Source organism: Geoglobus acetivorans, assembly GCF_000789255.1.
Classification (GTDB): domain Archaea; phylum Halobacteriota; class Archaeoglobi; order Archaeoglobales; family Archaeoglobaceae; genus Geoglobus; species Geoglobus acetivorans_B.
The window spans coordinates 908468-921885 of the sequence record NZ_CP009552.1 but is presented as its reverse complement, the minus strand read 5'-3'; the positions used below and the strand labels follow the sequence as shown (position 1 = coordinate 921885).

Genomic DNA, 13418 nt, shown 5'->3' with positions numbered 1-13418 from the left:
ACCGTTACCACTCCAGCCTCCATGGCGTTGGATGCAGAACCCTATCGTCAGCCAAGGGCTCCCACCACCACCCGTTCTGCAGGTACCACTCCACCGTTCTCTTTATACCCTCCTCGAAGCTCAGCTCCGGTTTCCAGCCGAGCTCTTCCCTGACCTTCGAGGAGTCCAGGCTATATCTAACGTCGTGCCCGGGCCTGTCCTCAACGAACTCTATCTGATCCTCACCCTTCCCCAGGATGTCAAGTATCGTCCTCACAACCTCGATGTTCGTCCTCTCCTCTCCGCTCGAGATGTTGTACACCTCTCCTCTTTCGCCCTCCCTCATCACGAGGTCTATTGCCCTGCAGTGGTCCTCAACGTAAAGCCAGTCCCTGACGTTCTGGCCCGTCCCGTAAACTGGCACTCTGAGCCCCTTAACGGCCCGGATTATCGTCTTCGGAATCAGCTTCTCCGGAAACTGGTATGGCCCGTAGTTGTTTGTACATCTGGTGATCCTCGCATCAATTCCGTAGGTTCTGACGTAAGACAGAACGAACATGTCTGCGGCGGCCTTGCTGGCAGAGTATGGCGAGGACGGCTTAAGCCTGTCCTCTTCTCTGAAAGAACCTTCCAGTATGTCCCCGTACACCTCGTCCGTGGAAATGTGGACGAGCCTCGCGTCAGGGTTCTCCTTCCTGACTGCCTCGAGTATCGTGAAAACCCCCACGACGTTGCTCTGCAGGAATGAGTGTGGCGAGGATATGCTCCTGTCAACGTGAGTCTCTGCTGCGAAGTTGACAACTGCATCCACTTCCCTGACCAGATCCTTCACAAGCTCGTAATCTGCTATGTCCCCCTTTACAAACGAGTATCTGTCACTCTCTTCAATGTCCCTTAGATTGTCAGGGTTAGACCCGTGCTTCATCGCGTCCACGTTCACGACTTCCACGTCTCGGTGCGTGTCCAGAGCATATCTTACGAAGTTGCTCCCTATGAAGCCCAGACCTCCTGTCACCAGTATCTTCATCCCTCCACCTCAGAGAGTCAGTTCTGAATTGTCTCCGATGACGAACCTGTGTCCGGAGGGCCTCGAATTGCCCTTCCTGATTCTCACGCCCCTGCCTATCAGGCTTTCGACTATTCTTCCAGCGTTCTCAATGACACTCTCGTCGAGAACGACGCTGTCCTCAATCTCAGTATCTCTGACCATGCAGCCGTTACCCACTGCCGTGTAGGGGCCGATGTATGCGTTCTCAATCCTCGCGTTTCTGCCGATTATGCACGGCCCCTTGATTGTCGAATTCATGACCTTCGCTCCATCTTCCACAACAACCCTGCCAATTATCGCGGAATCAACGACTTCCCCGGAAATGCTCTCCCTGATGTCGTCAAGAATCAGCCTGTTTGCCTCGAGTATGTCCTCCGGCTTTCCCGTATCCTTCCACCAACCCCTGACAATCGAGGCTTCAACTGAATAACCATTCTCTATGAGCCACTGTATCGCATCTGTAATCTCGAGCTCGTTTCGCCACGAAGGCTTTATGCTCTTGCACGCCTCGAGTATGACGGGCTTGAAGAAGTAAATGCCCACAAGGGCAAAGTTTGAGGGAGGCACCTTCGGTTTCTCCACCAGTCTTACAACATTCCCATTCTCGTCGAGCTCGGCAACTCCAAAACGCGTTGGATCATCCACCTCCGTTAAGAGGATGAGCGAGTCGGGATCGTTCTCCCTGAATTTCTGAGCGTGTTCTACAATCCCGTCCCTCAGTATGTTGTCTCCCAGGTACATCACGAACTCATCGTCTCCTAAAAATTCCTCTGCAACGAGTATCGCGTGGGCCAGTCCCTTGGGATCACCTTGATGGATGAAGGTTATTTCTGCATCCCACTCTGCAGATCTGACAGTCTCCATCACCTGCTCCCTGTTCGGGCCGGTTATTATTCCTATCTCATCCACTCCAGCCTCTATAACGTCCTCTATCGCATAGAACAGCACGGGCTTGTTCGCAACTGGAATAAGCTGTTTCTGCTGAGAATAGGTTAGGGGTCTTAGGCGTGTGCCGTGTCCGCCTGAGAGGATTAGGGCCTTCATAGTTCATCACCTTTTTAATTTTTTACCGTGCAGGCAGTAATAATTTTCCCTTTAAATATCTGTTAAAACCTCTTTTTGAATTATTTTGTTCAATTTTGATTACAATCATTCGACCACCTCTATCCTGAAGGTGACCCTTCCATCTCCGTGCGGCTCTCCTGGGTCTGGACAGGACAGGTGGATTTCCTTTTTTCCGAAAGCATCAGCATCCATTCCGTGGGCCAGCGCGTACGCAACGTGGCTTACAGCAAGAATCGCGTGTATGCAAACGGGTTTTTCAGACTCGAGCAGGAACTTCTCCAGATAGAACTCGTCGCCTGATTTATAGCCGGCGGCACACCTGCCCTCAACGCTTACAGCCCTTACTCTGACCCTCACACCATCAGGTCGGCAGAACGGTAATTTATATGTTGTCCCGCTGCACATTTGCCTGCAGTTAATTTTTTATCCTTCAAACTCGGATAGGTTAGCTGTGCAGGCCGTAATCCTTGCAGCAGGTGAAGGAACCAGAATGAGACCCCTCACGTACACGAAACCGAAGGTCATGCTCCCCGTTGCGAACAAACCGATTCTCCAGCACGTGGTTGAGAACCTGATTGGAGCAGGAGTTGATGAGGTTATACTCGTTGTGGGATACAGGGAGGAGAGGGTGAGGGAGCACTTAGGCGAGGAATTCAGTGGTGTGAGAATAAGGTACGTCAGGCAGAGAAAACAGCTCGGCACGGCTCACGCGCTTTTATCTGCGGAACACCTCTTGGAGGATCGGTTTGTAATGCTGAACGGTGATGCGATCGTTTTTGAGGACGACCTGAAAAACCTCCTGAGAGAGGAGATGGCCATTGCCGTGAGGGAGGTCGAGAATCCGCAGGACTTTGGAGTGGTTACGGTGGAGGATGGGGTGGTCAGAGAGATAATCGAAAAGCCGGAGGTTCCGAAATCCAACCTCATTAATGCTGGCATATACGTCTTCAAGAAGGAGATCGTGGATTATCTCAGGAGAACACCCCTTTCCGTCAGGGGAGAGTACGAGATCACGGACTCGATAACGATGGCAGTTCAGGACGGAGTTGAATTCAAGGCGGTGCGCATCGAGAGGTGGATTGACGTTGGCTACCCCTGGGACATGCTGAGGGCGAACGAAATCCTGCTGTCGGAAATCGAGAGGGACATCAGGGGTGAGGTGGAGGAGGGGGCCGTGATAAAGGGCAACGTGGTTATTGGAGAGGGCAGCGTCGTCATGGCCGGCAGTTACATAGTCGGGCCGGTAATTATCGGAAGGAACTGCAGGATCGGACCAAACTGCTACATAAGGCCGTACACGTCCATAGGTGACAACTGCCACGTTGGAAACGCGGTCGAAATAAAGAACTCCATAATCATGAGCAACACCAAGATACCCCACCTCAACTACATCGGAGACTCGGTCATCGGGGAGAACTGCAACTTTGGGGCTGGAACGAAGATCGCAAATCTCAGGCTTGACGAGGGGGAGATCACCGTAAACGTGAAGGGAAAGCCCGTGAATACGGGCAGAAAGAAGTTCGGAGCTGCCGTAGGTGATAACGTAAAAACGGGCATAAATGCCTCGATAAACGTCGGCAGCCTGATTGGTAATGACGTTTTTATCGGTCCGGGGGCTGTAGCTGCTGGATTCATCCAGCCGCACTCCCGGGTGTTTTAGGTGGTGTGTTATGAAGGCGGTTGTTCTTGCGGCCGGGGAAGGGCAGAGGCTGAGGCCGTTCACGGCTGGAAAGCCCAAGGTCATGATAAGAGTTGGAAACAGACCTGTCCTCCAGTATGTGGTCGATGCCCTCAGAAATGCTGGCATTCACGATATAGTGATGGTGGTTGGCTACAGGAAGGACAGGGTGATGAGCTACTTTGGAGATGGGAAAAAATTTGGAGTTAAAATCGAGTACGCCTTTCAGGAACAGCAGCTCGGAACAGCCCATGCCCTCAGGCAGGCGGAAGGATTTGTTGATGGGGAGTTTTTACTTGTTCCGGGAGATAACATAATTGACGCCAGAACGATAAACTGTGCCCTTGATGAGAAAAATTCGATTGTTTACAAGGTGATTGAGGGCGTATCGAAGTATGGAGTCCTGAGATTGAGGGGCGACGGGACTGTATCAGAAATAGTTGAAAAACCATCAGAAACTGTGAGCTACCTCGCCAACACCGGCGTTTATCATCTTGACCCGTCAATTTTCAATCACATCTTGAATGAGAGGGATTTAACAGCTGTAATAAACTCCATGATTGAGGAGGGTGTTGTGTTCAGGGCGGTTGAGAGCAGAGGGGTATGGCTGGATATTGTTTATCCATGGGATATTCCCGTTGTCAATGAGTATGCGTTGACTTTCAAGGGCAGAAAAATCTCGGGAAAGGTTGAAAGTGGCGTAACGATTGTCGGAGATGTGATTGTGGAAAAGGGGTGCGTGTTACGGGGCGGTTCTTACATAAAAGGACCTGTCATAATAGGGGAAAACTGTGAAATTGGGCCTAACGCTGTAATTGGTCCGGGGGTCTCGATAGGGAACAACACGAAAATTGAGCCCTTCTCCGTTATAGAGAACAGTGTTATCGGGGATAACGTTATAGTCGGGAGCGGTAGCAGAATTGGGGGTTCTGTGGTGGATTCTGGGACGAGAATTATGCCTGGCTTTACCGCAGTAAAAGACGCAGCATCAGTCGAGGTGGATGGTGCAGTTACGCGGATTGAAACTGGGGTCTTCATGGGTGAGAGGTGCAGGGTGGGTGCCAAGGTAACTGCAATGCCCGGTACGGTTGTGGGGAATGATGTTGAAGTCGCCCCTTTAAAGATTCTCTCCGGAAAACTCCCCGATAAGTCGAGGGTGTTGTGAATGTGCGGAATCGTTGGCTATCTCGGATTCAGGAGGGCAGATGGGGTTATAATTTCCGCTCTCAAGAGGCTTGAGTACAGGGGATACGATTCATGGGGTGTAGCGGTCAGGGATGATAACGAAATAAGGGTCATAAAGAAAGTGGGGGCCATAGGTGATGCTGGCTCGTACAGCATAGCAGGGGGAAATCTGGGCGTAGGACATACCAGATGGGCAACTCACGGAAAACCGTCCGAAATAAACGCCCACCCTCATACCGATTGCAGCGGTAAAATTGCCGTCGTCCACAACGGGATAATCTCGAACTTTCAATCGCTGAAAGAGGAGCTTGAAAGCAGAGGACACATATTCAAATCGGAAACAGATACGGAGGTTATTGCACACCTTATTGAGGAATCCTATCAGGGTGATTTGAAGGAGGCCGTGGGTAAGGCCGTTGAAAGGCTGAGGGGGTCCTATGCCATTGTTGCTCTCCATGCTGAAAAAGATGAGCTTGTGGCAGTGAGATACAAGAGCCCACTTGTGCTTGGTGCTGGAGATGAGGAATGGATAATAGCCTCTGACGTGCCCGCCATTCTGGATTACACGAATCGGGTAGTTTACCTTGAAGACGGAGATATGGTTGTTCTGAGCAGAGACGGCTTTGAAGTGTGGAACAATGGAGCAAGAATTGAGAGAATGATTGAAACAATTCCATGGAGCATAGAAGATGCGGAGAAAGGTGGTTACGAGCACTTCATGCTCAAAGAGATACATGAAATCCCGAAAGTTATCGAGGATACGCTGTTTGAGTACCTTTCAGAAGATATAGAAATAGATGCCAGCTTTTCAGCAGGGATCTCCGAGATTGTGTTCATTGCCTGCGGCACATCATACCATGCAAGCCTGGTGGGCAGGTACCTGATCGAGAAGCTCACAGGCATTCCGGTCAGAGTTGAGTTCGCGTCGGAGTTCATATATCACCAGCCACCCATGCACAGGGCTCTTGCCATAGCCATAACGCAGTCCGGAGAGACTGCTGACACGCTTGAGGCGATGAGGATTGCGAAAAGGCTTGGTGCGAGAACCCTCGCGGTTGTGAACGTTCTCGGAAGCACGGCCACGAGAATTGCCGACCACGTTCTCTACACGAGAGCTGGGCCGGAGATAAGCGTTGCTGCAACAAAGTCTTTCATTGCCCAGCTTGTTGTTCTGTACCTGATTGCCTTGAAGCTCTCAAGATTGCCGGGAAGCGAGGTTAACAGACTTATTGACGAACTGAGGGCAATGCCTGAGCTTGTCAGAAAGGTTCTGGAGCTGGAAGATGAAATCGAACAGATTGCGAGTCTAATTTCTGGTTATGAGAATGTGATGTATGTGGGGAGAGGCATCGGCGTACCAATCGCCATGGAAGGAGCACTCAAGATGAAGGAGATATCCTACATTCACGCAGAGGCGTATCCTGCCGGTGAGCTAAAACATGGACCTTTTGCACTGCTCGGAGAGAGAACACCGGTCATAGCTTCGCTGATCCCTGATGAAACCTATGAAATAATGCTCAACAACATCAAGGAGGTTAAGGCAAGAGAATCGGTTGTTGTTGCAGTTGCAGATGAGGACGACCGGGAAGTGGAGAAATACGTTGACTTCGTTATCCGAGTTCCAAAAACCGAGCATGTATTCGCAGCAATAACCCATTCCGTTGCGCTCCAGCTCTTAGCCTACCACACCGCAAGGAAGAGAGGCTGCGAGATCGACAAGCCGAGAAACCTTGCCAAGAGCGTTACGGTGGAGTGAGCGGCACAGCACATCTCTGAATCTACTGGGATTCGGGGGGGGAGAATGGCTGATTGGAAAACACACTGGGAGCAGAATTCTCGTTCCGTAACCCGTAACTGGAATAAAAGCTATTCTAACCTTTGTAATCCACCTCAGGGAGTCTTAAAGGCTCTTAGTATACTTCAACACTCAGCCCAAATCCGCGCTTTATCATTACGTATGCGTCACCATCACCCTCTCTTTTTCCCCGTATCGACCATGTCACTTCATGCACCCTCAACAAAGCTTTCGACAATAACTCATACATTGCCTCTTTTGGATATCTGCTGTTTCAGCAGCCCATTCCGGACACACCCATATCACCTTAAAATCTGAAATAATCTATCGCCAGTCGGCTCATTCAAAAAAACACGTACTTTAAATTATTCTCCTTTACGAAATTCCTCAACTCATTATCCAGGCTTGCGAACTTCATGTTGTTGTTCAAAGCTGTCGAATACAGCAGACAGTCTATAATATCCCTGTGCCCCATCTCGTAGATTTCAAAGGCTTTAAAAACGATCTCAGCGTCAATCTCTGCTTTAGCGTAGCATTCATATATGCTCTTGATTCCAGTTTCGAAAGAATCAAGATCGAACTTGTCTTTTCTCTTGAGCGAATTGACAACCCAGAGACACTCCAAAATGCTGAAGTCCGAGTAATACAGTTCGTGATCTCTCAGCATTTATAGGATTTCATCAGCTCTTTCAACCTCAACTCCGATGGTTGGCAAAAGCAAGGAAGTGTCAAGCAGAACCTTCATGCTCATTCTGCTCCTTCAAACTTATTCTTTCAACCTCCTCAGCAGAGATTCTGGCAAACTTTTTCCCGATCCTTGCGGACACTTCCAGAGTCACACTTAATCACCAGAATTATTCTATTTTCCAGAATATAAAATCTTTCCTGACTATCATCATACACCTTTGTATATCCCGGCTTCTTTCGTTTCTTTTACAGATCTTTTTCCGTCCACTGTTGTTTTGCCAGTGTAACCGAGGTCTTCGAATTCAATCTATTCTGTCGAAACTGATATAGAGAAAACAAATCTTACAGCATGAAAATGGATCCGATTGAAACGCTGAGAAAAAATGGCTGAGAAACACTTAAAGAAGAGGACGGAGGAGGAAAGAGTGAGAGCCGGGATAAAGAGGCTAAGAAGGATTATGGGATGAAGGGAAGCATGAGCTGGAATTCCATCTTCGTCGAAAAAGTTAATAGTTTTGTGAACAAAGAGGGAACATGGAAGTTCAGCTAATAAAGCAAGCCGTGAGAGAAGTTCTGCAGGAGGAGCTACCCAAAATCCTGAAAGAAATAATGTTAAACCTCATACCTGAAGATGAACCCGAAGAAGATGAAAAAAAGCTTTTAGAAGAGGAAACCAGAGCAGAAGATTATGTGGCTCTTGAGGAAGTTCTGAAAAAGTATGAATAATGTTTTGCTCCATAAAAGGGTAGTGAAATTTCTGGATGATCTCACAGAGAAAAGAAGAGCAAAGATACTGGAAATTCTCAAATCTCTGGAGAACTTTCCGCTGATCAGAGCCGATATCAGGAAAATTGGTGATAGAACCTTCAGATTGAGGTCGGGAGATATTAGAATAATTTTCGACTTTGATAAACACAAAAATACCGTTTTCGTTAAACAGGTGGACTACAGAGGGAAAGTCTACAAAAAATGATAATCTTGTTTTCGCACCAGACACGAAGAAGGTCTGGAGTTAAAGTCAGAGGTATGGAACGTAAGCTGATGCCCCATCTTGGCGGAGAAGATACCATCGAAGAAGATGGAAGTTCAGCTAATAAAGCAAGCCGTGAGAGAAGTTCTGCAGTGAAATGGCCAAAATCTGGAGAAGTACGAAAAATATGAGGAGTTATCCAAGCTCTCCGGCTTCCTTCAGAATTTGTTCTACAAGTTCATCACTCAGCCTGAAACCTTTTTTTACAAGTTTCTCAACTACCGGCTTAATTTTGGTATAGTAACCTTTTTTCTTCGCAAGAAGAATCAGTCCAACAGTTCCCACGACTTTCAATCCAGGGGACAGGGCGGTACTTCTCGCAGCTTTGTCATCAATAATCACAAGTTCAGCTTCTAATTCAATAGCCAAGGCTATTACCTCAGCTTACCTTTATGAAGCTTTGCTCTAAGCAAGTTCAGCAGAATCATATTCTCAACTTCTCTAACTTCAATCCACTCTGGAATGGGATCGCCAAACTCTTCCGCAACACTCTTTGGAATTGTTATCTTCCCAAAAAAGAAAGTGAAGAACTTCAAACTCTCCGATGTTAGACAGAACAATCAAAGGACTTGTGTTTGGAACAATAACCATCACAATCCCTTGATAGTTTCTACATCTTTTTTAGCTCATCCAAATCATAATTGAATGATACATCCCTTTTTCTCAACTCGTACAGGAATTCCCTGATACTCAAGCCAGCTATCTCAGCAGCTTTTCCAAGGGAAACAACACCCTCACGATAGAGTTCTATAGCGACAAGAAGTTTTGCCTCCTCTTCTAAATTTTTCACTCTAAGGATTTTTGTTATATCTCTGGGAAACCAAACTAAAAACTTTCCCCTCCAAAAAATCGGACTTTGCTTGACGATGTTGGATATTTCATTCCGATAGCTGAAAATAGATTGGAAGAAGGTTTCGGAATCACAGTCAGAGACAAGGAGTGGAAGCTGATAACAAAATTCAGACAAGGAAGACGAGCTTTACAACATCAGGAAAGATCCGGTTGAACGAGAGAATCTGATTGTAAGTAGGATATAGGAACTGAGAAAATTCCGAGCTGAATCATTCGTTCATCACGATCTCCACGGTTTATTTCCCTTCAAAACTGATGAATCGTTCCGCCTAAATCAAAACCTATTTATATTGCCAAACAAGATTCCATTTGGTGGTTTGGTTGGCAAAAGTAAAAATAGACAGGTTTGGTAGAATTCTCATTCCAAAAGAAATAAGAAAGAGAGCAGGGATTAAAGGGGAAATGGAACTTGAGATAGAGATAAAGGATGATAGGATCCTGATAATTCCAAAAAATGAAACTCTCGAAAAAAGAGTTGATGAGGTTATAAGCTATCTCAAAAGCAACGCCCCGAAACCTTTCGTCAGTGAAGGGGGGGCTGAGGAAAAGTGGTACTCGGCGGAATTCAGCATGAGGAAGATAGGATTGAGGGAGTAGTCGACGTTGGCCTGATAGTGGTATCACATTTTGAGAATCCTGCACAGGATCATGCTCTCGAATTTTTAAAGGAGGTCTTGCTCTGGAAAAGGAAATGTCTTATACCTTTAACGGCCTTCCTTGGTGCGTACCACATACTTACCAATTATCTCAAGGTTGAAAGGGCTTCTGCTTATAAAGCTTTAAAAAAGACACTTGAAACGAAATCTCCAGCGTTCTATGCAGATCTGGATGTGGAGGCTGTCATCGAATCTCTGACAAATGCAATGGGTTACAGGATAGAATCTTGGGACGGATACGTTGTTGCCATCGCCAGAACACATTCGGCCTCCATAGTATATACACTTGACAAACAGATGAGAAAAAGGGTGAAGGACCTTCATGTTATCAACCCGATTCCCGAGGATGTTTTTGAGAAATATAACGAGTGGTTAAGGAAAAATCTTGGCCAATAATTTTCAATTGGAAGTGGGGCGAAAATTCTCATTGTCTGCTTGATGCCATTTCTGATTTGCTACCGTAAAATAAATAAAAGCACAGGCAGGAATTTTCAGTCTTGCATTTACTTTTTCCTTATCACGATCTTCCACTCGTCCTCTCCAATCTTCTCGATAGATAGCACCTCGTGTCCCTCAGCCTGGACACTTCTGGGCACGTCTCTGATTGCGGGTTCGTGGTCGAATAGCACTTCCAGGATCTCTCCGCTGTCCATGTCCTCGAGTGCCACCTTGGTTTTGACGAACGTGAATGGACAGACCTCTCCCCTCAGATCGAGCTTCTTCATAGCTGACAGCTCTCCGCATATTTTTCCGGAATTATGTCCCTGACTTTCCCGCTGCAGACCGGACACTCCGGATCCTTCTTAAGCTTGAGTTCCGTGAAATCCATCGTGAGCAGGTCAACGACAAGCATCCTGTTCTTGAGTGGTTCTCCGATGCCGGTCAGGAGTTTGATTGCCTCGATCGATTGGAGAGTTCCGAGAACGCCGACCGTGGCTCCAATAACTCCAGCCTCCTGACAGGTTGGAACGCTTCCCGGAGGGGGTGCGTGCCTGAAAACGCACCTGTAGCATGCGGTCTCTCCCGGAACGATCGTCATTATCTCGCCCTCGAATCTCAGCACCGCCGCGTGAACGAAAGGTATGCCTTCTATGACGCATGCGTCGTTTATCAGAAACCTCGCCACGAAGTTGTCCGTGCAGTCCAGCACGACATCGTATTCCCTGACTATTTCCCTTGCATTCTCGGGGTCGAGGTGGAATGGGTACACCGTAACCTCCACGTCGGGGTTGAGCCTTTCGACAAACTCCTTTGCACTCTCTGCCTTGTTCTTGCCGAGGTTTCCTGCGTGGATCGTCTGTCTCTGCAGGTTGGATATGTCCACAGCATCGCCATCCACAATCCCTATATGGCCAACACCTGCCCCGGCAAGATACTGGATCGCAGGGCTTCCGAGTCCGCCGGCTCCAACGACAAGTACCTTTGATTCCAGCAGCTTCCTCTGGCCCTTGACTCCTATTTCGGGCATTATTATCTGTCTTGCGTATCTCTTAATCTGCTCCTCGTTCATTTTCAACCTCCTGATATTGCAGGTATGAATGCGACCTCATCACCATCTTTAATTTCCGTATCGAGACCGTTCAGGAACCTGATATCCTCTCCGTTCACGAATATGTTTATGAATGGGCTTAGGTCTCCATCCTTTATGAGTCTTTCTTTCAGCTGGGGATATTCGTCGAAGAGTTTTTCGAGGAGCTGGGATACCGTGGTAACACCATCCACCTCGATCCTCCTCTTTCCGGTTATCTGCACGAAAACTGTGGGGAACTTTACCTTAATCAAGCTATCACCTCCTCGAAATCTTCAAGTCTCGGTCTTATCTTGAGCGTGTCATCGAGATAATCCACTATCGCTTCACCGGTCTTGAGACCGTTTCCTGTTAGATAGGCAACAACAACATCACTTCTGTCTATCCTGCCCTCCTCAACAAGTCTCTTCAACCCCGCAACCGTAACGCCGCCTGCAAGCTCGGTGAAAATGCCCTCGGTCTTGGCGAGCAGTTTGATGCCCTCGATGGCCTCTCTGTCTGCCGGGTCTTCGGCATACCCGCCAGTTTTTTCGATGATTTCCTTGGCGAATATACCGTCAGCCGGGTTGCCTATCGCAAGGCTGTGGACGATTGTGTCCATCTTCCTCACCGGCTCGACCCTGGTTCCAAGCTTTACGGCCCTTGATATCGGCAGTCCGTGGGGCTGGGAGCCGTTGAACACCACATCCTTCTCGTCGACCAGCCCAACCCTCTCCAGGTCTCTGAATCCCCTGTATATTGCGCACAGCAATGCCCCTGAGGCCATCGGGACAACAACCTGATCCGGAAGGGTCCATCCGAGCCTTTCGGCAGCTTCGTATGCAAGGGTCTTGCTCCCCTCTGCGTAGAACGGCCTCAGGTTTATGTTCACGAACCCCCAGTCCGGATGCTCCTCAGCCACTTCTGTTGCAATTCTGTTTGCGTCATCGTAAGTGCCGTCCACCTCTATCACGTTCGCCCCGTGCACGAGCGCCTGGATTATCTTGTTCTTCTCTATGCCTCTCGGAACGAAGATGTAAGCTGGAAGTCTGGCCTTTGCAGCGTGCGCAGCAATGCTGCCTGCAAGGTTTCCCGTCGAGGCACACCCGACAGCCTTCATTCCAAATTCCCTTGCCTTCGTAACCGCAACGCTCACGACCCTGTCCTTGAACGAGTACGTCGGGTTGGTGGAATCATCTATCAGAAACAGGTTTTTGAGGCCGAGCTCCTCGCCTAAGTTGCTCGCCCTGATGAACCTGGTGAATCCCGCACCGAGGTCAACAGGTTCGCCGTCAACCGGAAGGAAGTCCTTGTATCTCCAGAGGGACTTTGGACCCTTCTCGATTTTTTCCCTGCTGACCCTGTTCTTTATCCACTCCCAGTCGTATTTTACTTCGAGCGGGCCGAAACAGTTATCACAAGTGTAAAGCGCTTCCGGAGGAAACTCTTTACCGCAAATCCTGCACCTCAGTCCTGTAACCTTCATGGAGTCAGCATAGTCCCATGAATATAAATAATTTTCGACGGTGTTAAAATTAACAACTGTAATTTCAGATGAAGATGACTTTCTCACCGGTCATAAGCTGCTCCGCAAGCCCTCCAACTCTATCGACCCACTCCGGCAGGTCATTCTCGTTATATCCAAGAATGTCCAGGCTTCCGCTGCAGACAATGATTTCCACATTCCCGAACTGCTTTCCAAGTTCAATCATCTCTTTCAGCGACTTCATCTTCCCGGAATCCATCGCCTTTTTTATGATGCCATCCTTTCTCTCATCGCCGGTCTCTGCAGTATCTCTGACAACCGTGTCGATTGCCCAGTACGTGAGAAAAATGGAAACCTTCTCCCCCAGAGCTGAGTAGGTCGATGCTATGCTGAACGCATGGTATATCCTGTCCCACTCACCGCTGTGAACGATTATGCTGATCATCAACT

At 48.3% G+C, this 13418-nt stretch carries 20 protein-coding genes; 8 read left to right on the top strand and 12 right to left on the bottom strand.

Annotation, left to right across the window (positions count from 1 at the left end; genetic code table 11):
* Window positions 1–4 precede the first annotated feature (4 nt).
* From rfbB to GACE_RS05460, 3 genes are all read right to left on the bottom strand, one after another.
* Window positions 5–1006, bottom strand: coding sequence for a dTDP-glucose 4,6-dehydratase (gene rfbB / locus GACE_RS05470; RefSeq protein ID WP_048091842.1), 1002 nt, complete (start codon window positions 1004–1006; stop codon window positions 5–7).
* Between the two features lie 9 nt (window positions 1007–1015).
* Window positions 1016–2071, bottom strand: a complete 1056-nt coding sequence (locus GACE_RS05465; RefSeq protein WP_048091840.1) for a glucose-1-phosphate thymidylyltransferase — start codon at window positions 2069–2071, stop codon at window positions 1016–1018.
* 105 nt (window positions 2072–2176) lie between these two features.
* Window positions 2177–2449, bottom strand: coding sequence for a TIGR04076 family protein (locus GACE_RS05460; RefSeq protein WP_048091838.1), 273 nt, complete (start codon window positions 2447–2449; stop codon window positions 2177–2179).
* 94 nt (window positions 2450–2543) lie between these two features.
* On the opposite strand from GACE_RS05460, the gene glmU (GACE_RS05455) reads away from it, so the two are divergent.
* The 3 genes from glmU (GACE_RS05455) to glmS are packed head-to-tail and all read left to right on the top strand — an operon-like array spanning window position 2544 to window position 6711.
* Window positions 2544–3752, top strand: a complete 1209-nt coding sequence (glmU, locus tag GACE_RS05455) for a bifunctional sugar-1-phosphate nucleotidylyltransferase/acetyltransferase (RefSeq protein ID WP_048091837.1) — start codon at window positions 2544–2546, stop codon at window positions 3750–3752.
* Window positions 3753–3762: 10 nt separating this feature from the next.
* The gene (gene glmU / locus GACE_RS05450; RefSeq protein ID WP_048091836.1) at window positions 3763–4935 is read left to right on the top strand and encodes a bifunctional sugar-1-phosphate nucleotidylyltransferase/acetyltransferase; all 1173 of its coding nucleotides are present in this window, start codon (window positions 3763–3765) and stop codon (window positions 4933–4935) included.
* Window positions 4936–6711, top strand: coding sequence for a glutamine--fructose-6-phosphate transaminase (isomerizing) (gene glmS / locus GACE_RS05445; RefSeq protein ID WP_048091835.1), 1776 nt, complete (start codon window positions 4936–4938; stop codon window positions 6709–6711).
* A gap of 382 nt (window positions 6712–7093) precedes the next feature.
* Here glmS and GACE_RS05440 read toward each other — a convergent pair whose 3' ends face one another.
* Entirely contained in the window at window positions 7094–7417 is a 324-nt protein-coding gene (locus GACE_RS05440) for a PIN domain-containing protein (RefSeq protein ID WP_048091834.1), read from the bottom strand.
* Window positions 7418–7971: 554 nt separating this feature from the next.
* Between GACE_RS05440 and GACE_RS05435 the strand changes: the two genes are divergently transcribed.
* A complete protein-coding gene (locus GACE_RS05435) occupies window positions 7972–8163 on the top strand; it encodes a hypothetical protein (protein ID WP_048091832.1) in 192 nt (63 codons plus the stop codon).
* 22 nt (window positions 8164–8185) lie between these two features.
* Window positions 8186–8410 (top strand): type II toxin-antitoxin system RelE family toxin, encoded by a 225-nt coding sequence (locus tag GACE_RS05430; RefSeq protein ID WP_318249310.1) that lies wholly within the window; start codon window positions 8186–8188, stop codon window positions 8408–8410.
* Between the two features lie 192 nt (window positions 8411–8602).
* Here the strand turns inward: GACE_RS05430 and GACE_RS11810 are convergent, their stop codons facing one another.
* From GACE_RS11810 to GACE_RS05420, 3 genes are all read right to left on the bottom strand, one after another.
* Window positions 8603–8836, bottom strand: a complete 234-nt coding sequence (locus GACE_RS11810) for a DUF3368 domain-containing protein (protein WP_202962751.1) — start codon at window positions 8834–8836, stop codon at window positions 8603–8605.
* 5 nt (window positions 8837–8841) lie between these two features.
* Complete coding sequence (locus GACE_RS11805) at window positions 8842–9003, bottom strand: hypothetical protein (protein WP_202962750.1); 162 nt, start codon at window positions 9001–9003, stop codon at window positions 8842–8844.
* A 74-nt stretch (window positions 9004–9077) separates the two neighbouring features.
* Complete coding sequence (locus GACE_RS05420; protein ID WP_394324665.1) at window positions 9078–9257, bottom strand: UPF0175 family protein; 180 nt, start codon at window positions 9255–9257, stop codon at window positions 9078–9080.
* Between the two features lie 66 nt (window positions 9258–9323).
* Here GACE_RS05420 and GACE_RS11755 point away from each other — a divergent pair, with 66 nt between their 5' ends.
* From GACE_RS11755 to GACE_RS05410, 3 genes are all read left to right on the top strand, one after another.
* On the top strand, window positions 9324–9473 hold the full coding sequence (locus tag GACE_RS11755; RefSeq protein ID WP_162473325.1) for a hypothetical protein: 150 nt from the start codon (window positions 9324–9326) through the stop codon (window positions 9471–9473).
* A 158-nt stretch (window positions 9474–9631) separates the two neighbouring features.
* Window positions 9632–9916 (top strand): AbrB/MazE/SpoVT family DNA-binding domain-containing protein, encoded by a 285-nt coding sequence (locus tag GACE_RS05415; RefSeq protein WP_318249309.1) that lies wholly within the window; start codon window positions 9632–9634, stop codon window positions 9914–9916.
* Window positions 9868–10371, top strand: a complete 504-nt coding sequence (locus tag GACE_RS05410; protein WP_084063670.1) for a PIN domain-containing protein — start codon at window positions 9868–9870, stop codon at window positions 10369–10371. Before GACE_RS05415 ends, GACE_RS05410 begins: the two co-directional genes overlap by 49 nt.
* A 107-nt stretch (window positions 10372–10478) precedes the next feature.
* Here GACE_RS05410 and GACE_RS05405 read toward each other — a convergent pair whose 3' ends face one another.
* From GACE_RS05405 to GACE_RS05385, 5 genes are all read right to left on the bottom strand, one after another.
* Window positions 10479–10700 (bottom strand): sulfurtransferase TusA family protein, encoded by a 222-nt coding sequence (locus GACE_RS05405; RefSeq protein WP_048091827.1) that lies wholly within the window; start codon window positions 10698–10700, stop codon window positions 10479–10481.
* Window positions 10697–11485: a HesA/MoeB/ThiF family protein gene (locus GACE_RS05400; protein ID WP_052400231.1), complete on the bottom strand. Its 789-nt coding sequence runs from the start codon at window positions 11483–11485 to the stop codon at window positions 10697–10699. The genes GACE_RS05405 and GACE_RS05400 overlap by 4 nt, the downstream gene beginning before the upstream one ends.
* Window positions 11486–11487: 2 nt before the next feature.
* Window positions 11488–11757, bottom strand: coding sequence for a ubiquitin-like small modifier protein 1 (locus GACE_RS05395; protein WP_048091823.1), 270 nt, complete (start codon window positions 11755–11757; stop codon window positions 11488–11490).
* Window positions 11754–12968 carry a threonine synthase gene (thrC, locus tag GACE_RS05390; RefSeq protein ID WP_048091822.1) on the bottom strand — a complete coding sequence of 405 codons (1215 nt, stop codon included), beginning with the start codon at window positions 12966–12968 and terminating at the stop codon, window positions 11754–11756. Before thrC ends, GACE_RS05395 begins: the two co-directional genes overlap by 4 nt.
* A gap of 64 nt (window positions 12969–13032) precedes the next feature.
* Complete coding sequence (locus GACE_RS05385) at window positions 13033–13413, bottom strand: DsrE family protein (RefSeq protein ID WP_048091821.1); 381 nt, start codon at window positions 13411–13413, stop codon at window positions 13033–13035.
* Between the last annotated feature and the right edge of the window lie 5 nt (window positions 13414–13418).